Raw genomic sequence first — 20,832 nt, 5'->3', positions numbered from 1 at the left:
ACAGCGAATGACCGGCTCATCCATCGATAATTCACAATTCCGCCGCATCCTGACCCGCAATGTGGCCTTGCCGCTGGGATTGAGCGTCGTCACCGCGATCGTCTTCGTCGCCATCATCGCCTATCTGATCAATGTCCTGAACCGGGTCGAGCAGTCCGAGCGGGCGATCGGCACTGCCCAGGAAACCAGCAAGATGGTGGCCGACATGGAGGCCGGCATGCGCGGCTACCTGCTGGCCGGGGACGAAGCTTTCCTCTCCCCTTATCTGCTGGCGATGCAGCGCGTGCAGAGCGGACTCGGAATCATGACCGAGCAGGTGGCGGACAACCCGTTCCAGATCCAGCGCATCCAGCGCATCCGTGGCTCGCAGGCCCAGTGGAAAGAGTTTGCCGCCGAGATGATCGAGCGCCGCCGCCGCAACGATCCCAGCTACCTCGACGCCGTGCGCAGCGGCCGCGGCAAGATCCTGACCGACGAGATCCGCCGCTCCTTCGAGGATTTTCTCGACCTTGAACGGCGCCAGCTACGTGAACGGAATGACGAAGCGCGCCGCGTCACGACCTGGTCTGTGGTGGGATTCCTGGTCCTGAGCCTGCTGGCGGGCGTCGGATTGGCCCTGTTCGGGCGTCGCCAGCTGATGATGCTGTCCGATTCCTACCAGGAAACGCTGGAACACGAGGCCGAGCACAATGCCCAGCTGCGCCACCAGGACTGGCTGCGCTCCGGCCAGGCCGAGCTGGCCGCGCTGAGCGCCGGCATCCACGCGCTGGAACCGCTGGCCGAGGCCGTCCTCAACTACCTGGTACGCTACCTGGACGGCGCGGTGGCGGCCATGTACGTGCACGGCGAGGACGGCGTGCTGCGCCGCATCGGCGCCTACGGCTTCGCCTTCGACAAGGCCGACGACGCCCAGGTCCTGATGCCGGGCGATTCGCTGGCCAGCCGCGCCGCCATCGAGCGCCGGTCGCTGGTGCTGCACGACCTGCCGGACGGCTACATCAAGGTGGCCTCGGGCCTGGGCAATGCGGCGCCGCGCGAACTCCTGATCGCCCCGGTCCACAATCATGGCAAGATCAAGGGCGTGATCGAGATCGGTTTCCTGCACAAGGTGGAAGCGCGCGACCGCGAGTTCATGGAACTGATCGCGCCGGCGGTCGGCGCCTCGATGGCGGCGGTGCTGTACCGCCTGCGCCTGCAGCACGCGCTGGAGGAAACGCAAACCCTGAACGAGGAACTGCAGGTGCAGCAGGAAGAACTGCGTACCGCCAACGAGGAACTCGAAGAGCAGTCACGCGCGCTGGAAGAGTCGCAGACGGCGCTGGAAAACCAGCAGTCCGAGCTGCGCGCCACCAACGACCAGCTGGCCGAACAGGCCCTGAACCTGGACATGAAGAACGCGGCCCTGACCGGCGCCCAGGAGCAGCTGCGCCAGCGCGCGCTGGAACTCGAACGCGCCAGCCGCTACAAGTCGGAATTCCTGGCCAATATGTCGCACGAGCTGCGCACGCCGCTGAACAGTTCCCTGATCCTGGCCAAGCTGCTGGCCGATAACACGGGCGGCAACCTGAGCGAGGAACAGGTGCGCTTCGCCCAGACCATCTATTCGGCCGGCAACGACCTGCTTCACCTGATCAACGACATCCTCGATATCTCGAAAGTCGAAGCGGGCAAGCTCGAACTGCTGCCGGAAGAGGTGCCGCTGCGCCGCATGGTCGAGGGCCTGGCGCGCACCTTCGAGCCGCTGGCGCGCCAGAAGTCGCTGTCCTTCAGCGTGACGGTGGCGCCGAACGTGCCGGCCGCGATCACCACCGACCGCCAGCGCGTCGAGCAGATCCTCAAGAACCTGCTGTCGAATGCCGTCAAGTTCACCGACAGCGGCCAGGTCGAGATGACGGTGTCGGCCACGCCCGAGGGCTGGGTGCAGTTCGGGGTGCGCGATTCCGGCATCGGCATCGCGCCCGACCAGCAGGACAAGATTTTTGATGCCTTCCACCAGGCCGACGGCACTACCAGCCGCCGCTTCGGCGGCACCGGCCTGGGCCTGTCGATCTCGCGCGACCTGACCAACCTGCTGGGCGGCAGCCTGGCGGTGGCCAGCACGCCGGGCGAGGGCAGCCTGTTCACCCTCAGCCTGCCGCGCAGCGGCGCGGTGTCGGCCACCCCGCCGGCCGCGCCTATGCTGCCGCCACCCGGTGCGCCGCCAGCGCCGGCTGCGGCGCCAGCGCCGGCCGCGGCCCCGGCGTTCGCAGCCGCGCCGGCCGCAGGCGGCGGACCCGCCGATACCATGCCGCCGGCCAGCTTCCCGGATGACCGCGACCAGCCGGCACCGGGCCGGCGCACCGTGCTGGTGATCGAGGACGAGCCGGAATTCGCGCGCATCCTGTTCGACCTGGCGCACGAACTCGACTACCGCTGCCTGGTGGGCCTGAGCGCCGGTGAAGGCCTGGCGCTGGCCGCCAGCCAGAAGCCGGACGCGGTGCTGCTCGACATCCGCCTGCCCGACAGCTCGGGCCTAACGGTGCTGCAGCAGCTGAAGGACAATCCCGCCACCCGCCACATCCCGGTACACGTGGTCTCCAGCGTCGAGAACGGCGGCGAGGCCCTGCACCTGGGTGCGATCGGCTATGCGCTCAAGCCCGCCAGCCGCGAGCAGCTCGAAGAGGTGTTCCGCAAGCTGCAGGAGAAATCGAGCCAGAAGATCAAGCGCGTGCTGCTGGTCGAGGACGACGAACGCCAGCGCGAGAGCGTGGTGCAGCTGATCGCCGACGCCGACGTCGAAATCCGCGCGGTCGGCACCGGCGGCGAGGCCCTGGCCCTGCTGAAGGAGCAGATCTTCGACTGCATGGTCATCGACCTCAAGCTGCCCGACATGCAGGGCGGCGAGCTGCTGGAACGGATGGCGGGGGAGGAAGTCTGCTCGTTCCCGCCGGTGATCGTCTACACGGGCCGCAACCTGACGCGCGACGAGGAAGCCCAGCTGCTCAAGTATTCGCGCTCGATCATCATCAAGGGCGCGCGTTCGCCCGAGCGCCTGCTGGACGAGGTCACGCTGTTCCTGCACAAGGTGGAGAGCGAGCTGTCGTCCGAGCGCCAGACCATGCTGAAGGCGGTGCGCGGACGCGACCGTGTGTTCGAAGGCCGTACCATCCTGCTGGTGGACGACGATGTGCGCAACGTGTTCGCCCTGACCAGCGCACTGGAGTCGCGTGGGGCGAAAGTCGAGGTAGGCCGCAATGGCTTCGAGGCCCTGGCCAAGCTGGACGAGGTGCCGGGCATCGACCTGGTGCTGATGGACGTGATGATGCCGGGCATGGACGGGCTGGAAGCGACGCGCCGCATCCGTGCCGACGGACGCTTCGACCGCCTGCCGGTGATCGCGATCACGGCCAAGGCCATGAAGGACGACCAGGAGCAGTGCCTGGCCGCGGGCGCCAACGACTACCTGGCCAAGCCGATCGACCTGTCGCGCCTGTACTCGCTGCTGCGGGTCTGGATGCCGGCACTGGAGCGCATGTGAAGCCGCTCGACCCGCAGGAGCCGGACAACTTCGACATCGAGCTGAAGATGCTGGTGGAGGCCGTCTACCTGAAGTACAACTACGACTTCCGCGACTATACGGGGGCCTCGCAGAAGCGGCGCGTCCTGGTCGCGATGCGCGAGATGGATTGCGATACCGTGTCCGCGCTGCAGGCCCGGGTGATGCACGAGCCGGACGGCTTCGCCCAGCTGCTGCAGTACCTGACGATTCCCGTCACCGAGATGTTTCGCGACCCGGAATACTGGGTCGCGCTGCGCGAGCATGTGGTGCCGCTGCTCAGGACCTATCCTTCGCTGAAACTGTGGGTCGCCGGCTGCAGCACCGGGGAAGAGGTCTATTCGCTCGCCATCCTGCTGCAGGAAGAAGGCCTGCTGGAACGCAGCCTGATCTACGCCACCGACATCAACCCGGCCTCGCTGGAGGCGGCGCGGCGCGGCGTGTTCGCGCTCGAGCGCATGCGCCTGTACACCGAGAACTACCAGAAGGCGGGGGGCAAGCGCGCTTTTTCCGATTACTACACGGCGGCCTACGATGGCGCCCTGTTCGACCGTGCGCTGGTCGAGAACGTGACCTTCGCCGACCACAGCCTGGCCACCGACAGCGTGTTCTCGGAAACCCATTTCGTCAGCTGCCGCAACGTGCTGATCTACTTTAACCGCAAGCTGCAGGACCGCGTGCTGGGCCTGTTCCACGAGTCGCTGTGCTACCGTGGCTTCCTGGGCCTGGGCAGCAAGGAGAGCATCGAGTTCTCCAGCTACGCCGGGCGCTTCGACGTGCTGGCCCGGCGCGAGCGCCTCTACCGCAAGAGCGCCGCATGAGCAGCGCGGCCGACCGCATCGGCGATATCGGTCCGGCGCTGCAGGGCCGGCGCATCGAGCTGGTCGTGATCGGCGGCTCGGCCGGCGGCGTCGACGCGCTGATCGGCCTGCTGCCGGAACTGCCGGCCGGTTACGGCCCCACCGTGGTCTGCATCCTGCACGTGCCGGCCGACCGCGACAGCCGCCTGGCCGAACTGTTCGAACTGCGCGCCGCGCTGCCGGTGCGCGAGGCGCGCGACAAGGAGCCCTTGATGCCGGGGGTGATCTATTTCGCCGGTTCGGGCTATCATCTGTCGGTCGAGCGCGAGCGCTGCTTCTCGCTCAGCTGCGAGCCGCCGGTGCAGTTCGCGCGGCCGGCGATCGACGTGCTGATGGAGTCCGCCGCCGACGCCTACGGACCGCGCCTGGCCGGCATCCTGCTCACCGGCGCCAACCACGACGGCGCCGACGGCATGCGCCGGATCCGCGAGCGCGGTGGCCTGACCGTGGTGCAGGACCCGGCCGAGGCCTCCTCCAGCGCGATGCCCGAGGAAGCGATCCGCCGCTGCGCGCCGCATCTCGTGCTGCCCCTGTCCGGCATCCGGACCCTGCTTCCCATGCTGAGGACCCCATGAATTCCCAAGATCCGAGCAAACTCCTGATCGTCGACGACCTGCCGGAAAACCTGCGCGCGCTGGATGCCCTGATCCGCGGCGAGGACCGCGCGGTGTACCAGGCCGCGTCGGGCGAGGAAGCGCTGACGCTGATGCTCGAGCACGACTTCGCGCTCGCCATCCTCGACGTGCAGATGCCGGGCATGGACGGCTTCGAGCTGGCCGAGGTGATGCGCTCGACCTCGCGCACCCGCAACATCCCGATCGTGTTCGTGTCGGCCGCCGGACGCGAATTGAACTACGCCTTCAAGGGCTACGAGACGGGCGCGGTCGATTTCCTGTACAAGCCGCTCGACTCCGATGCGGTGCGCAGCAAGGTCAACGTGTTCGTCACGCTCGACCAGCAGCGGCGCCAGATGCAGCGCCAGATGGCGGCCCTGGAGCACAGCCGCCAGGAGCAGGAAACCCTGCTGCGCGAGCTGCACCAGACCCAGGAAGAGCTGCAGCGCTCCCTGCGCATGCGCGACGAGTTCATGTCGCTGGTGGCGCACGAGCTGCGCACGCCGCTCAACACCCTGTTCCTGGAAGCGCAGATGCGCAGCCTGCAGCTCAAGCGGGGCACCCTGGCGACCATCGCCCCGGAGCAGTTCGAGGCCATGATCCGGCGCGACGAGCGCCAGATCAAGTCGATGATCCGCCTGATCGACGACATGCTGGACGTGTCGCGCATGCGCAGCGGCCAGCTGTCGATCCGGCCCGGCCAGGTCCAGCTGATGGACCTGCTCGAGCGGGTGGTGAGCGACCTGTCGCTGCAGGCCGCGGCCACCGGCTGCAGGCTGTCGCTGCTGCCGCACCCGCCGGTCCAGGGATGCTGGGACGAGTTCCGCATCGAGCAGGTGGTGGTCAACCTGCTCACCAATGCGCTGCGCTACGGCGGCGGCCAGCCGGTCGAGGTGAGCGTGCAGTATGCGCAGGACCTGGTCAGCATCCACGTGCGCGACGAAGGCAAGGGCATTTCGCCGAACGACCTGGAACGCATCTTCGAACCCTACGAGCGCGGCGCGCGCAACGGCGAGCCCAAGGGCCTGGGACTGGGCCTGTACATTTCGCGCCAGCTGGCGCTGTCGCACGGCGGCGAGCTGCGCGTGACGAGCAGGCCGGGCGAGGGCTCGACGTTCACGCTGGTGCTGCCGACCTGCGAGCAGACCGTGCCGGCCGCCACCATGAGCTGAGCCGGCGCAGCGGCCCAAACGAAGCGCGGGTTGCACGCCGCTGTCATTTCGTCCACACTTCACGGATTGCGCCGGCGTGCCGGCGTGATGGCCCTCGAATTGGAAGAGCAATACTTGCACGATAGTTAAAATCAATCGCGAGTATCGCATCAATCAATTTCACAAAAGTCGTCCAGGTCGGTACACTGGCGTCTATCAAATCTTTCAACCACCCGAAAACAGGAGATTACATGTCCCTCATCAACACCCAGATCAAGCCGTTCAAAGCCACCGCTTACCACAACGGCAAGTTCATCGATCTGACGGAAGAGAACTTCAAGGGCACCTGGTCGATCCTGATGTTCTACCCGGCCGACTTCACCTTCGTCTGCCCGACCGAACTAGAAGACCTCGCTGCTTTCCAGCCTGAATTCGAAAAGATGGGCGTGAACGTCTACGGCGTGTCGACCGACAGCCACTTCGCGCACAAGGCATGGCACGACACCTCGGACGCCATCAAGAAAGTGAACTACCCGCTGATCGGCGACCCGACCGGCACCCTGGCGCGCAACTTCGAAGTCATGATCGAAGAAGAAGGCATGGCACTGCGCGGCACCTTCGTGATGAACCCGGAAGGCCAGATCAAGGTCATGGAAGTGCACGACAATGGCATCGGCCGCGACGCATCGGAACTGATGCGCAAGGTCAAGGCTGCCCAGTACGTCGCATCGCACCCGGGCGAAGTGTGCCCGGCCAAGTGGACCGAAGGCGCGGAAACCCTGACCCCGTCGCTGGACCTGGTCGGCAAGATCTAAGCAAGTAGTGCAGTAGTACGGAGCCGGGCCGCCGCGGCGGCCCGTTTCTTTTCTGGTCTGGTTTAACGAATTTTAAGGAAAATACATCATGCTGGACGCAACCCTCAAGAAGCAGTTGCAAGCCTATCTGGAAAAAGTGGTGCAGCCGATTGAGCTCGTTGCATCGCTGGATGATTCGCCGAAGGCGCGCGACATGGATGAACTGCTCCGCGAAATTGCCGCGTTGAGCGACAAGATCACCGTGCGCAATGATGGCAACAACGCCCGCAAGCCTTCGTTCTCGATCCGCCGCGTGGGCACCGATATCGGCGTGGATTTCGCCGGCATCCCGCTCGGCCACGAATTCAGCTCGCTGGTGCTGGCCCTGCTGCAGGTGGGTGGCCACCCGATCAAGCTGGACCAGGCCGTGATCGACCAGATCAAGAACCTGGAAGGCGACTACGTCTTCGAAACCTTTATCTCGCTGTCCTGCCATAACTGCCCGGAAGTGGTGCAGGCGCTCAATTCGATGTCGGTGATTAACCCGCGCATCAAGGTCGTCGCCATCGATGGCGGCGTGTTCAAGGAAGAAGTCGAAGCGCGCCAGATCATGGCGGTACCGATGATGTTCCTGAACGGCCAGCACTTCGGCCAGGGCCGCACCAGCGTGGAAGAGATCCTGGCCAAGATCGACACCAAGGCCGGCGCCCGCAAGGCCGCAGAACTGAACCAGAAAGACCCGTTCGACGTGCTGATCGTCGGCGGCGGTCCTGCCGGCGCGGCCGCGGCGATCTACGCCGCCCGCAAGGGCATCCGTACCGGCGTGCTGGCCGACCGCTTTGGCGGCCAGGTGCTCGATACGCTCGCCATCGAGAACTTCGTCTCGATGAAGGAAACCGACGGCCCGAAATTCGCCGTTGCCCTCGAAGAGCACGTGAAGCACTACGAGGTCGACATCATGAACACCCAGCGCGCCAGCAAGCTGGTCGAGGGCAAGCTGATCGAGGTGCATACCGAGAGCGGCGCCGTGCTCAAGTCGAAATCGGTGATCATTGCCACCGGCGCGCGCTGGCGCGAGATCAACGTGCCGGGCGAGCGCGAGTACCGCAACAAGGGCGTGGCCTATTGCCCGCACTGCGATGGTCCGCTGTTCAAGGGCAAGCGCGTGGCCGTGATCGGCGGCGGCAACTCGGGCGTCGAAGCGGCGATCGACCTGGCCGGCATCGTCAGGGAAGTGACCCTGATCGAGTTCGGCGCCGAGCTGCGTGCCGATGCGGTCCTGCAGCGCAAGCTGTACTCGCTGAAGAACGTTACCGTGATCAAGTCGGCGCAGACCACCGAGATCCACGGCGACGGCAAGATCGTCAACGGCCTGTCCTACAAGGACCGCAACAGTGGCGAACTCAAGCGCGTTGACCTGGAAGGCGTGTTCGTCCAGATCGGCCTGGTGCCGAACGCCGAATGGCTCAAGGGCACGATGGACCTGTCGGCGCACGGCGAGATCGAGGTCGACGCCAAGGGCCAGACCTCGGTGCCGGGCGTGTTCGCAGCGGGCGATGTCACCACGGTGCCGTTCAAGCAGATCGTCATCGCGGTGGGGGAGGGCGCCAAGGCTTCGCTGGCGGCATTCGACTACCTGATGCGCCTGCCGGTGGAAGACGAGACCGAGCAAGCCAAGGCCGCGTAAGCTGACGTCCGGCTAAGCAAAAACGCCATTCCTGTTATGGGGATGGCGTGTTTCTTTGTCTGTAGAATCCGCTTTACTGGAAGAAATAATCCAGTATGATGGAATCATGGACATCAACAATGTGATTTCCCGCCGCGTGCGGGCATTGCGCGAGGAACGTGGCCACTCCCTGGCGACACTTGCCGAGCGGAGTAGCGTTGGCCGTTCCACCATTTCGCTCATCGAGCGCGGCGAGAGCAGTGCCACTGCCACGGTGCTCGACAAGCTGGCCAGCGCCCTTGGGGTTCCTCTCGCCTCGCTGTTCGAGCAGCCTGATGGTGACAGTTCCGAGCCCTCGCCAGTGGCGCGTGCCGCGCAGCAGCCGGTATGGACCGATCCCGTGAGCGGCTACCTGCGCCGCCACCTGTCGCCCGCGGCGCCGTCTCCGATCCAGCTGGTCGAAGTGGTGTTCCCGCCCGGGCAGCGGGTCGCCTTCGACAGCTCGACCCGCGACGTCGACATCCAGCGGCAGGTGTGGATGCTCGAAGGAGGCATGGATATCACGGTCGGCGACGCGCTATGGCACCTGGATACCGGCGACTGCCTGGCCATGCGCGTGGACCGGCCGGTCAGCTTCCATAATCCAGGCGGCAAGGCGGCGCGCTACCTGGTGAGCCTGGTCACGTCGAACTGGAGGAAGCCATGAGCGGCACCATCACCGTACGGCGCCTCGGCTCCCGCGAAGCCGCCGCCGCGGTCGAGGCGTTGACCGACGTCCTGGTCGACTGCGTCGAAGGGGGTGCTTCGGTGGGCTTCATGCTGCCGCTGGCGCGCGACAGGGCGCTGGGGTTCTGGCGTGGCGTGGCCGACGCCGTCGCCCGCGGCGAGCGCGCCCTGCTGGTTGCCGAGGACGGCGCCGGCCGCATCGCCGGCACCGTGCAGCTGCTCATGGCGCTGCCGGACAACCAGCCACACCGGGCCGACGTCGCCAAGATGCTTGTGCACCGCCGCGCGCGCCGCGCCGGCGTCGGCCAGCGGCTGCTGGCGGCGCTCGACGCGGTGGCGCGGGAAGAGGGCAGAACGGTGCTGGTGCTCGATACGGTGACGGGCGGCGACGCTGAACGCCTGTACGCGCGGGCCGGCTGGCAGCGCGCGGGCGTGGTGCCGAAGTTTGCGCTGATGCCCGACGGCACATTCTGCGCGACGAGCTTCTTCTACAAGCATCTCTGAGCAGGCGATGCAGCCGGAACGCTGCCCAAGCCCGCGCACGCTTGGCGTGGCGCTACCATCCGCGCACGTGTCCGCGTAAAATCGTGCTCTTTGGCTCATCCGGGCGTCGCACATGCCACTCGATCCTTTCGGCTTCATGAACGTCGGTAGCAAGACCGCAGAACTGATTCGCGCCTATCCATGGGACCGGACCGCACTGGGGCCGATTCATGGCTGGCCTGGTGTGCTCAAGACCACGGTCGGCGCGATCCTTCGCTCGCCGGTACCCATCGTGACCTTGTGGGGCGAGGATGGCTTCATGATCTATAACGATGCGTACTCGGGCTTTGCCGGAGGACGTCATCCGCAGCTGCTCGGCTCGAAAGTGCGGGAAGGGTGGCCCGAAGTGGCGGACTTCAACGACAATGTGATGAAGTGCGTCATGCGTGGCGAAACGCTCAGTTATGTTGACCAGGAGCTCACCCTGCACCGAAGCGGCGCGCCGGAACAGGTCTGGATGAACCTCGACTATTCTCCGGTCGTCGACGAGAACGGCGGCATCGTCGGCGTGCTAGCGGTCGTTATCGAAACCAGCCTGAAGATCAAGGCCGAAGCGGCACTGCGTGAGAGCGAGGTCAAATTCCGCACCTTTGCCCAGGCAATGCCGCACCACGTATGGACGGCGCCGGCCGATGGCCGGCTCGACTGGTTCAACCAGCGCGTCTATGCGTATTCCGGCGTCCGCGAAGGCGAACTCGATGGCGATGCCTGGGCCAGCATCATCCACCCGGACGACCTGCCGACTGTCGTCGAGCGCTGGTCCGCATCGATCGCGGCCGGGATCGAATACGAAGTGGAGTTCCGCATCCGGCGCCAGGACGGCGCCTACCGCTGGCACCTGGTGCGGGGCGTGCCGATGCGCAACGAGCATGGCGAGGTGGTGCGCTGGATCGGAAGTAACACCGATATCGAAGAGCAGAAGGCGACCGCCCAGGCACTCGTCAGCCTCAACGCAACCCTGGAGGAACAGGTCTCGGTCAGGACTGCCGAGCGCGACCGCATCTGGCGCCTGTCGAAAGACATCATGCTCATCGCCGACTTCAATGCCAGCCTGACGGCCGTCAACCCCGCATTCATGTCCACCCTGGGCTGGCGCGAGCAGGACGTCATCGGGACGTCCTTCCTCGACTTCGTCCATCCCGACGATGTGCAGGCTACCATCGAGCGCGTCAGCTCACTGAGCAGTGGCGCCCATGTGTTCCGTTTCGAGAATCGCTACCGCCGGGTGGATGGCACGTATTGCACACTGTCGTGGACGGCCGTGCCCGATGCGCATTTCATCCACGCGATCGGCAGGGACATCACCGCGGAGCTGCAACATGCCGAGGCCATGCGGCAGACCGAAGCGGCCCTGCAACAAGCCCAGAAAATGGAAACGATCGGGAAGCTGACCGGCGGCGTGGCCCACGACTTCAACAATCTCCTGCAGGTGATCTCCGGTAACCTGCAATTGATGGCGGCCGAGGTGAACGCCATGCCATCCGTTCGCCGCAGGGCCGAGAATGCGCTGGCCAGCGTCGAGCGCGGCGCCAAGCTGGCCAGCTCCCTGCTGTCCTTCGCGCGCAAGCAGCCGCTTGAACCAAAGGTGATCAAGGTCGGTCGCCTGATCACGGGCATCGAAGACATGCTGCGCCGCAGCCTGGGCGAGGAAATCGAGATGGAATCGGTAGTCTCCGGTGGCCTCTGGAGCACCTCGGTCGACATCGTGCAACTGGAAAACGCCATACTCAACCTGGCCATCAACGCGCGCGATGCGATGGACGGCCTCGGCAAGCTGACGATCGAAGTCAACAACGCCTTGCTCGATGCCGCTTACTGCACCACCCATCCGGATGTTTCTCCTGGGCAATACGTGGTCATCGCCGTCACCGATACGGGCAGCGGCATGACACCCGAAGTCATGCGCCAGGCCTTCGAACCCTTCTTTTCGACCAAGGCGGAAGGAAAGGGCACGGGCCTGGGACTATCGATGGTGTATGGCCTGGTCAAGCAGTCCGGAGGGCACATCAAGATCTACAGCGAGATCGGCGAAGGCACGACCATCAAGCTTTACCTGCCGCGTTCGCTCGATGCAGAAGATGCCTATGTCCCTCTGGAGACGCAGCCGGTGGTGGGGGGCAGCGAAACCGTCCTGGTGGTCGAGGATGACGATGCTGTGCGGGCGACGGCGGTCGATATCCTGACCACGCTGGGATACCGCGTGCTCAAGGCCAATGATGCCAGCGCCGCGCTGACCGTCATCGACAGCGGCGTGCACATCGACCTGCTGTTCACCGACGTCGTGATGCCGGGGCCCTTGCGCAGCCCGGAACTTGCGCGTAAGGCGAAAGAGCGCCTGCCAGCACTTGCCGTACTCTTCACTTCAGGCTATACGGAGAATGCGATTGTCCACGGAGGCCGCCTCGACCGCGGCGTCGAGCTGATTGGGAAGCCTTACACCACGGAGGGTCTGGCCAGAAAGATCCGGCATGTTTTGGCCAACGAAAAGCAGCGGCACGTCGCCCCGCAGGCACAGTTGCCACTCGAGGCCGCTTGCGAAATCTCGTCGCCTGCATCTGCATGCGTCAAGGTATTGCTGGTGGAAGACGACGCCGATATCCGTGCCAATACGCGCGACATGGTCGAGTTCCTGGGATATGCGGTAGTGGCGGTCGCTAGCGCGGAGGAAGCGTTGGCAAAGCTCGCACCCGACATCCAGATCCTGATGACTGACCACCAGTTGCCAGGTATCCAGGGCGATGACCTGGTCCAGCTCGCGAAAGCCCGTTACCCCCACCTCCAATTCTTGATGGCAAGCGGCATTGGCGGGCTCATGGAAGAAAGCGGTGTGGAAATCCTGCCGAAGCCGTATTCCCTGGATATGCTACGGACAGCGCTGCAGGCCGCGACAGTCACCGCCTGAGCACTTCCTGCTCCATCGAGCAGGGTAGCCAGGGCACCAGTCAGTGAAACGCCACCAACAGGGCGCCGGTCAGCGCTTCGGTCTCGAGCAGCAGCCAGGTGGCCGCGCTGGCCAGGGCCAGGTGGACTGCGGTCCAGGTCATTGGATGGTGGCGTGCCATGATGAGACTCCTAATCGGTTGAATGCGTAGTAGCGATGGTGTCATCTTAGGCATCGCCCTCATTGCTTGCCATCGGCAAAAACTCCGTCCAATTGTAGGAATAAACCTTGTGACATTGTCACGACGGTTCGAGGCCGTGTTATCGATGACTTCCTACGGGTTTGGTAGGTGGCGTCCTATAGTTGTGCGCATGGGGCAGGCATAGAGTAGCTTCCATCATGACCCGACACGAACCCAAACTCCTGCACCGCGGCCTGCTGGCCGTGCGCCGCAACACCATCCGTCGCCTGCTGCGCTCCGTTTTCGGTATCGAGCAGCTGCGCGAAGGCCAGCAACAGGTCATCGACAGCGTCCTCGACGGCAAGGACACGCTGGCGATCATGCCGACCGGCGGCGGCAAATCGCTGTGCTACCAGATCCCCGCCAAGATGCTGGACGGGATCACCATCGTGGTCTCGCCCCTGATCTCGCTGATGAAGGACCAGCTCGAGAAACTCGAAGAGCTGGGCATCCGCTCGGTCCAGGTCAACAGCAGCCTGAATGCCGAGGAAGAAGCGGCCGCCATCGAGGCGATTGCGAACGAAGACTGCGAGATCGTGTTCTGTACCCCGGAGCGCCTGCTCTCGCCCGAGTTCATCGCGGTGCTCAAGGGGGTCACGCTCGACATCGTGGTGATCGACGAAGCCCACTGCATCTCGCAGTGGGGGCACGACTTCCGCCCGGCCTACATCGGCATCGCCGCCGCCATCGATGCGCTCGGCAAGCCGCCGGTGCTGGCCCTGACCGCGACCGCCACCGAGGACGTGATCGCCGACATCCGCAAGCAGTTGGGCCGCCCCAGGATGAACGTGATTAACACCGGCATCTACCGGCCGAATCTGCACTATGGCGTGGTGCAGGTGACCAATCCGCAGGAAAAGCTGGCGCAGGCCTTGAAGCTGGTGCAGGACACCGACGGCGTCGGCATCGTCTACGCCGCCACCGTCAAGGTGGCCGAGGAGATGCTGGCCGTGCTGGAAGAGGCGGGCGAATCGGTCACGATCTACCACGGCAAACTGCCGGCGGCCGAGCGCAAGCTGAACCAGGACATGTTCATGAACGGCGAACGCCGCGTGATGGTGGCCACCAATGCCTTCGGCATGGGGATCGACAAGAGCGACACCCGCTTCGTGATCCACCTGCAGATTCCCGCCAACCTCGAGTCCTACTACCAGGAATCGGGCCGCGCCGGACGTGACGGTCTGGATGCGCACTGCACGCTGCTCTTCCTGCAGGACGACAAGCGCATCCAGCAATTCTTCCTGGTGAAGCACTATCCGAGCGCCGCCGAGCTGCAGACCGTGTATGGCGCCGTGCGCGAACTGGCGCAGGAGGGCGCGGTCATCTACGAACGCCTCGGTGAGACGCTGGAAGAGGCGGGCGAGGCCAAGCTGAAGGTCTGCCTCAAGCTGCTCAAGGACGGCAAGCTGCTGCGCCAGAACCGCAAGCTCGAGTTCTTGTTGACGAGTAAGGAACCTGACCCGGGACAGTTCACGGAACTGGCCGAGGTCTATGTCCAGAAGGCCGAACGGGATCGCGAAGCGCTTGACCAGATGGTAGGCTATGCCGTCAGCGGTTTTTGCCGCTGGAAGTTGTTGCTGGACTATTTTGGCGACACGGTCGAGGGCTTCGAGAAGTGCTGCAAGTGCGACAACTGCCTGAATCCGCCGGCGCTCACGCTCACGGAGGACATCGTCATCCGCGACGACGAGTTCGCCCATGACCCTGTGCCTGCGCCGAGTGGTCCGCAGTTCGAAGTCGGCGGCCGCGCGAAGTCGCCGAAATATGGGGAAGGGACCGTGGTCGCCATCGCCGGCGACCAGGTGACCCTGGCGTTCGCGGACCAGGAAGAGCCGCGCACCTTCCTGGCCGAGTTTCTCGCGCCGGCCGACGCACAGCACTGAACCGGGAAAGGACCGCATGGGAGACATGGTCGTCGTTCGCAAGGAGGGCCTGTACTGCGTGCCCGGCGGGTTCTACATCGACCCCTGGCGCCCGGTCGACCGCGCCGTGATCACGCATGCCCACGGCGACCATGCGCGCTACGGCCATGGCCACTACCTGGCAGCGGCGCCCGGCGTCGGCGTGCTGAAGTCGCGCCTCGGCGACATCCACGTACAGGGCCTGGAATACGGCGAGACGGTCACCCACAACGGCGTGCGCATTTCACTGCACCCGGCCGGCCACGTGCTTGGTTCGGCCCAGATCCGCATGGAGTGCGGCGGCGAAGTCTGGGTCGCCTCGGGCGACTACAAGGTGGAACCCGATAAAACCTGCGCGCCTTTCGAGCCGGTGCGCTGCGACACCTTCATCACCGAATCGACCTTCGGCCTGCCGATCTACCGCTGGGACCCGGAACAGCAGGTGATCGACGAGATGAACGCCTGGTGGCGCCGCAACGCGGACGAGGGGCGCTGCAGCGTGGTGTTCGCGTATTCCTTCGGCAAGGCCCAGCGTATCCTGTCGCGCCTGGATCCATCGATCGGCCCGATCGTCTGCCACGGCGCGGTGGAGCCGCTCAACCGCGTCTACCGCGCGGGCGGCGTCGCGCTGCCGGAAACCCACATGGTCAGCGAGATCGACAAGGCCCTGCTGCGCCGGGCCATCGTGATCGCACCGCCGTCGAGCAGCGGCTCGCCCTGGATGAAGCGCTTCGGCGACTACAGCGATTCCTTCGCCAGCGGCTGGATGCTGCTGCGCGGGGCGCGCCGCCGGCGCGGCGTGGACCGCGGTTTCGTGCTGTCCGACCATGCCGACTGGCCGGGGCTGATGAGCGCGATCCAGGCCACCGGCGCCGAACAGGTGATCGTCACCCACGGTTCGATCCCGACCATGGTGCGCTGGCTGTGCCAGAACGGCCTGGACGCCAAGGGTTTCGACACCGAGTACGGCGACGAGGAAGAGGACGAGGCGCTGCCGCCGGCCGGGGCGGCAGCGGGCAGGGAGGCGGCGCCGGAAGGAGCGCCCGATGCGTGAATTCGCCCGCCTTTACGCCGAACTCGACGACACCACGTCCACCACCCGCAAGCTCGACGCCCTGCAATCCTATTTCTCGCAGGCCGCGCCCGAGAACGCGGCCTGGGCGGTGTACTTCCTGGCCGGCGGCAAGCCGCGCCAGGCCGTGCCCACCAAGCTGCTGCGCCAGTACGCGATCGAATACGCGGGCCTGGACGAGTGGCTGTTCGACGAGTCCTACCACGCCGTGGGCGACATGGCCGAGACCATCGCCCATATCCTGCCGCCGCCGAGCCGGCGCAGCGATGTCGGCCTGGCCGAATGGATGGAGGAGAGGATCGGTCCCTTGCGCGGCGCCGACCCGGGTACCATCCGCGCAGCCCTGTTCGCGGCCTGGGATGAACTCGACTGGCGCGAGCGCTTCCTGTTCGTCAAGCTGATCGGCGGCGGATTCCGGGTCGGCGTCTCGCGCCTGCTGGTGACGCGCGCGCTGGCGGCGATCGCCGCGGTGGACAGCAAGCTGGTGGCGCAGCGCCTGATGGGCTGGACCGACAATTCGGTGCGGCCGACTGCCGCCAGCTTCCTGCAGCTGATCGCCGCCCAGTCGGACGAAGAGCACCAGCTGCGCGGCGGCCAGCCCTATCCCTTCTTCCTGGCCCACCAGCTGCAGGGCGAGCCGGCGGCATTGGGCGAGATCGACGACTGGCAGGTGGAGTGGAAGTACGACGGCATCCGCGCCCAGCTGGTGCGCCGCGGCGGCCAGAATTTCCTGTGGTCGCGCGGCGAAGACCTGATCACCGAACGCTTCCCGGAACTGGCCAACCTGCGCCTTCCGGAAGGGACGGTGCTCGATGGCGAAGTGCTGATCTGGCAGCCCGGCTGCGAGGCGCCGGCGCCCTTCGCCGACCTGCAGAAGCGCATCGGGCGCAAGACCCTCGGCCCGAAGCTGCTGGCCGAGCTGCCGGCCGTGCTGTGCTGCTACGACCTGCTCGAATTCGGTGGCGTCGACCTGCGTGCGCTGCCCCAGCACGAACGGCGCGCGCTGCTGGAGACCGAACTGGCGGCGATCGCGGCGCCGCAGCTGCGTCTGGCGCCGGTGATCCGGTCCGACAGCTGGGACGCGCTCGCGGTCCTGCGCGCCGAGTCGCGCGCGCGCGGCGTCGAGGGCATGATGCTCAAGGCGCGCGACGCCCGCTACGGGGTGGGCCGCACCAAGGATGTCGGCACCTGGTGGAAGTGGAAGATCGATCCGTATACGGTGGACGCGGTGCTGATCTATGCCCAGGCCGGCAGCGGGCGGCGCGCCTCGCTGTACACCGACTACACCTTCGCGGTCTGGGATGGTGAAGCGGAGGAGCGCCGCCTGGTGCCGTTCGCCAAGGCCTATTCCGGCCTGACCGACGCCGAGATCCGGCAGGTCGACCATGCCGTGCGCAAGACCACCATCGAGAAATTCGGGCCGGTGCGCTCGGTGAAGCCGACCATGGTGTTCGAGATCGGCTTCGAGGGCATCGCCCTGTCGACCCGCCACAAGGCCGGCATCGCGGTGCGCTTCCCGCGCATCCTGCGGCGCCGCGACGACAAGCCGGTCGAGGACGCGGATACCCTCGACACCCTGAAGGGCCTGCTGGCCGCGGCAGGGCCGGGCCATGGCGAAGGCATGGGCCAAGCATGAGTAAAAACCCCGTCACCGAGCGCGTCGACGCCTGGTTCGCGGCGCGCGGCTGGAAGCCTTTTCCCTTCCAGCGCGCGGTGTGGAAGGCGGCGCTGCAGGGTGAGTCCGGCCTGCTGCATGCGAACACCGGCGCCGGCAAGACCTTCGCCGTCTGGTTCGCGGCCCTGCAGCGTGCCGGCCTGCAGGGCGGCCGCGCAGGAAGCGGTCTGCGGGTGCTGTGGATCACGCCGATGCGGGCGCTGGCGGCCGACACCATGCGCGCGCTGGAAGAGAGCACCGCCCAGCTGCTGCCCGAATGGCAGGTCGGCGCGCGCACCGGCGACACGTCCAGCGCCGAGCGCGCGCGCCAGACGCGCAGGATGCCGGCCGCCCTGGTGACCACGCCCGAGAGCCTGTCGCTGATGCTGAGCCATGCGCAGGCGGCCGAGCAGTTCCGGCAGCTGGACATGATCGTCATCGACGAGTGGCACGAACTGATGGGCAGCAAGCGCGGGGTGCAGGTGCAGCTGGCGCTGGCCAGGCTGCGCCACTGGCGTCCGGAGCTGCTGGTGTGGGGCGTGTCGGCCACCATGGGCGACCTCGACCTGGCGCGCCAGGTGCTGCTGGGCGGCGACGAGGGCGTGCTGGTCGAGGGCGACCTGCGCAAGAAGATCCAGGTCGATTGCCTGATCCCGGAGAACGTGGCGCGCTTTCCCTGGGGCGGCCACATGGGCCTGCAGATGCTGGAGCCGGTGATCCGCGAGATCGAAGGACACGCTGCGACCCTGGTCTTCACCAACACCCGGGCCCAGTCCGAGATCTGGTACCAGAACATCATCGATGCGCGCCCCGACTGGGCGGGCGTGCTCGCATTGCACCACGGTTCGCTCGACCGCGAGGTGCGCGAATGGGTCGAGGCGGGCTTGAAGAAGGGCGAGCTGAAGGCCGTGATCTGCACCGCCAGCCTGGACCTGGGCGTGGACTTCCTGCCGGTCGAGCGCGTGCTGCAGGTGGGCAGCGCCAAGGGCATCGCGCGCCTGCTGCAGCGCGCCGGACGCAGTGGCCACGCACCGGGACGGGTGTCGCGCGTGACCCTGGTGCCGACCAACAGCCTGGAACTGCTGGAGGCCGCCGGCGCCAAGAAAGCGGTGGCGGCGCGCCGCATCGAGGGCCGCTACGTGCCCAACAAACCCTTCGACGTGCTGGTGCAGCACCTGGTGACGGTGGCGCTGGGCGGCGGGTTCCGCTCCGGCGAACTGTACCAGGAAGTCAGGCGCGCCTGGTCCTACCGGCACCTGGACGAGGAAGAATGGCAGTGGGCGCTCGACTTCGTCGCGCGCGGCGGCCAGAGCCTGACCGTGTACCCGGAATACCGGCGCGTGCTGCCGGACGAGGAGGGCGTCTACCGCGTGCCCGACGCCGCCATCGGGCGCCGCCACCGCATGGGCATCGGCACCATCGTGTCCGATGCCAGCATCTCGGTGAAGTACATGAGCGGAGGGCGCATCGGCAGCGTCGAGGAATCCTTCATCGCGCGCCTGAAGCCGGGCGACCATTTCCTGTTCGGCGGGCGCATCCTGGAATTCGTGCGGGTGCACGAGATGACGGCCTTCGTGAAGCGCGCGAACGCCAGCCGCGGCGCCATCGCGCGCTGGGGCGGGGCCAAGATGCCGATGTCCTCGGAGCTGGCGCACGCGGCGCTGGAAGAACTGCGCCTGGCCTCGCAGGGCATCTACGACGGCCCGGAAATGCAGGCGCTGCGCCCGCTGATCGAGATCCAGTGCCGCTGGTCGGCGCTGCCGACCAACGAGACCCTGGTCATCGAAAGCATGAAGAGCCGCGAAGGCCACCACCTGTTCGTGTATCCGTTCGGCGGCCGCTCGGTGCATACCGGCCTGGCCGCGCTGCTGGCCTACCGGCTGGGGCGCATGCAGCCCGCGACCTTCTCGATCGCGGTCAACGACTACGGGTTCGAGCTGCTCACGCCGGAGCCGGTGGGCTGGGAGCGCCTGTTCGCCGGCGCCACCGGCGCCGATGTCGCCCTCCTCGGTACCGGCTGCCTGCTCGAGGACGTGCTGGACAGCCTGAACGCGACCCAGCTGTCGCAACAGCGCTTTCGCGAGGTGGCGCGCATCGCCGGCCTGGTGTTCCAGGGCTATCCGGGCCAGCCGAAATCGAACCGGCAACTGCAGGCCTCGTCCTCGCTGTTCTTCGAAGTCTTCCGCAAGCATGACAGCGGCAACCTGCTGCTCACCCAGGCCCAGCGCGAGGTGCTGGAGCAGGAGCTGGAACTGACCCGGCTGCGCGGGACGCTGGACGAACTGCACCGGCGCCGCATCGTCCTGCGCGAGGTGAGGCGCGCCACGCCCTTCGGCTTCGCGCTGATGGTGGAGCGTTTCCGCGAAAAGGTCAGCACCGAGAAGCTGTCCGACCGCGTGGCGCGCATGGTGCGCGAACTGGAAAAGGCGGCCGCGGCATGACGGCCGCACAGGGCGCGCTGGCGGTCGAGGTGGCGGGCGAGCGGGTGCTGCTGCTGCCCGAGAAGGCCCTGTACTGGCCCCATGAACAGATGCTGGTGATCGCCGACATCCACTTCGGCAAGGCGGCCGCCTTCCGCGCCCTCGGGGTGCCGGTGCCACGCGGGACCACCAGCGAGAACCTGGCCGGGCTGGACGCCCTGGTGGACGCGCACGGCGCGCGCCACGTGGTGTTCCTGGGCGACTTCCTGCATGCGCGCGCGGCGCACGCCAGCGCCACCCAGGCAGCGATGCTGGCCTGGCGCGAGCGGCGCCGCGACCTGGCGCTGACCCTGGTGCGCGGCAACCATGATCGCCATGCGGGCGACCCGGCCGCGCTGCTGCGCATCGCCCTGGTCGACGAGCCGCACACGCTCGGCCCCTTCGCCTTCTGCCACCATCCGGACCTGGCGCTGGACCGGGCAGCCGCGGGCTATGCGCTGGCCGGCCACATCCACCCGGTGTACGTGCTGGCGACCCGCTTCGACGCCTTGCGCCTGCCCTGTTTCGTGGTCGGACCCGAGCGCATGATCCTGCCTTCCTTCGGCGCGTTCACCGGCGGCCATGCGATCCGCCCCGCGCCGGGCGAACGCATCTACGTCAGTTCGGGCGAGGCCGTCCACGGCATAGGCTAGCGTTCGTTAGCGTACCGACCCCCAGCACGGGCGGGCGTACATTCCACCCGGATAGCAAGGTGTTCCCATCACATCGTCGACA

The 20,832-nt window shown here is 66.4% G+C and carries 14 protein-coding genes; all 14 read left to right on the top strand.

Annotated elements, in window-relative coordinates:
* The first annotated feature begins 7 nt into the window (after nucleotides 1-7).
* The 14 genes from LCI23_RS01745 to pdeM all read left to right on the top strand — a co-directional run bounded on the left by LCI23_RS01745 (nucleotide 8) and on the right by pdeM (nucleotide 20,750).
* Complete coding sequence (locus tag LCI23_RS01745) at nucleotides 8-3,517, top strand: response regulator (protein WP_224942962.1); 3,510 nt, start codon at nucleotides 8-10, stop codon at nucleotides 3,515-3,517.
* Between the two features lie 47 nt (nucleotides 3,518-3,564).
* A complete protein-coding gene (locus LCI23_RS01740) occupies nucleotides 3,565-4,356 on the top strand; it encodes a protein-glutamate O-methyltransferase CheR (RefSeq protein ID WP_224943039.1) in 792 nt (263 codons plus the stop codon).
* On the top strand, nucleotides 4,353-4,970 hold the full coding sequence (locus LCI23_RS01735; protein WP_224942960.1) for a chemotaxis protein CheB: 618 nt from the start codon (nucleotides 4,353-4,355) through the stop codon (nucleotides 4,968-4,970). Before LCI23_RS01740 ends, LCI23_RS01735 begins: the two co-directional genes overlap by 4 nt.
* Nucleotides 4,967-6,181, top strand: coding sequence for a hybrid sensor histidine kinase/response regulator (locus LCI23_RS01730; protein WP_224942958.1), 1,215 nt, complete (start codon nucleotides 4,967-4,969; stop codon nucleotides 6,179-6,181). The genes LCI23_RS01735 and LCI23_RS01730 overlap by 4 nt, the downstream gene beginning before the upstream one ends.
* Nucleotides 6,182-6,411: 230 nt before the next feature.
* Nucleotides 6,412-6,975: an alkyl hydroperoxide reductase subunit C gene (gene ahpC, locus LCI23_RS01725; RefSeq protein ID WP_224942955.1), complete on the top strand. Its 564-nt coding sequence runs from the start codon at nucleotides 6,412-6,414 to the stop codon at nucleotides 6,973-6,975.
* 88 nt (nucleotides 6,976-7,063) lie between these two features.
* Nucleotides 7,064-8,641 (top strand): alkyl hydroperoxide reductase subunit F, encoded by a 1,578-nt coding sequence (ahpF, locus tag LCI23_RS01720; RefSeq protein ID WP_224942951.1) that lies wholly within the window; start codon nucleotides 7,064-7,066, stop codon nucleotides 8,639-8,641.
* 106 nt (nucleotides 8,642-8,747) lie between these two features.
* Nucleotides 8,748-9,326, top strand: a complete 579-nt coding sequence (locus LCI23_RS01715; protein WP_224942948.1) for a helix-turn-helix domain-containing protein — start codon at nucleotides 8,748-8,750, stop codon at nucleotides 9,324-9,326.
* Nucleotides 9,323-9,850 (top strand): GNAT family N-acetyltransferase, encoded by a 528-nt coding sequence (locus LCI23_RS01710; RefSeq protein WP_224942946.1) that lies wholly within the window; start codon nucleotides 9,323-9,325, stop codon nucleotides 9,848-9,850. Before LCI23_RS01715 ends, LCI23_RS01710 begins: the two co-directional genes overlap by 4 nt.
* A gap of 112 nt (nucleotides 9,851-9,962) precedes the next feature.
* Nucleotides 9,963-12,791, top strand: a complete 2,829-nt coding sequence (locus tag LCI23_RS01705) for a PAS domain S-box protein (RefSeq protein ID WP_224942943.1) — start codon at nucleotides 9,963-9,965, stop codon at nucleotides 12,789-12,791.
* 378 nt (nucleotides 12,792-13,169) lie between these two features.
* Nucleotides 13,170-14,894, top strand: coding sequence for an ATP-dependent DNA helicase RecQ (locus LCI23_RS01700; RefSeq protein WP_224942934.1), 1,725 nt, complete (start codon nucleotides 13,170-13,172; stop codon nucleotides 14,892-14,894).
* Between the two features lie 16 nt (nucleotides 14,895-14,910).
* On the top strand, nucleotides 14,911-15,966 hold the full coding sequence (locus LCI23_RS01695; RefSeq protein WP_224942931.1) for a ligase-associated DNA damage response exonuclease: 1,056 nt from the start codon (nucleotides 14,911-14,913) through the stop codon (nucleotides 15,964-15,966).
* A complete protein-coding gene (locus LCI23_RS01690) occupies nucleotides 15,959-17,620 on the top strand; it encodes an ATP-dependent DNA ligase (RefSeq protein WP_224942928.1) in 1,662 nt (553 codons plus the stop codon). Before LCI23_RS01695 ends, LCI23_RS01690 begins: the two co-directional genes overlap by 8 nt.
* Entirely contained in the window at nucleotides 17,617-20,079 is a 2,463-nt protein-coding gene (locus LCI23_RS01685) for a ligase-associated DNA damage response DEXH box helicase (protein WP_224942924.1), read from the top strand. The genes LCI23_RS01690 and LCI23_RS01685 overlap by 4 nt, the downstream gene beginning before the upstream one ends.
* Complete coding sequence (gene pdeM / locus LCI23_RS01680) at nucleotides 20,076-20,750, top strand: ligase-associated DNA damage response endonuclease PdeM (protein WP_224942921.1); 675 nt, start codon at nucleotides 20,076-20,078, stop codon at nucleotides 20,748-20,750. The genes LCI23_RS01685 and pdeM overlap by 4 nt, the downstream gene beginning before the upstream one ends.
* The last annotated feature ends 82 nt before the right edge of the window (nucleotides 20,751-20,832 follow it).

Source organism: Massilia sp. MS-15 (genome assembly GCF_020176695.1).
In the GTDB taxonomy this organism is placed as follows: domain Bacteria; phylum Pseudomonadota; class Gammaproteobacteria; order Burkholderiales; family Burkholderiaceae_D; genus Telluria; species Telluria hydrophila.
This window is presented reverse-complemented; position numbering and strand designations above follow the sequence as displayed.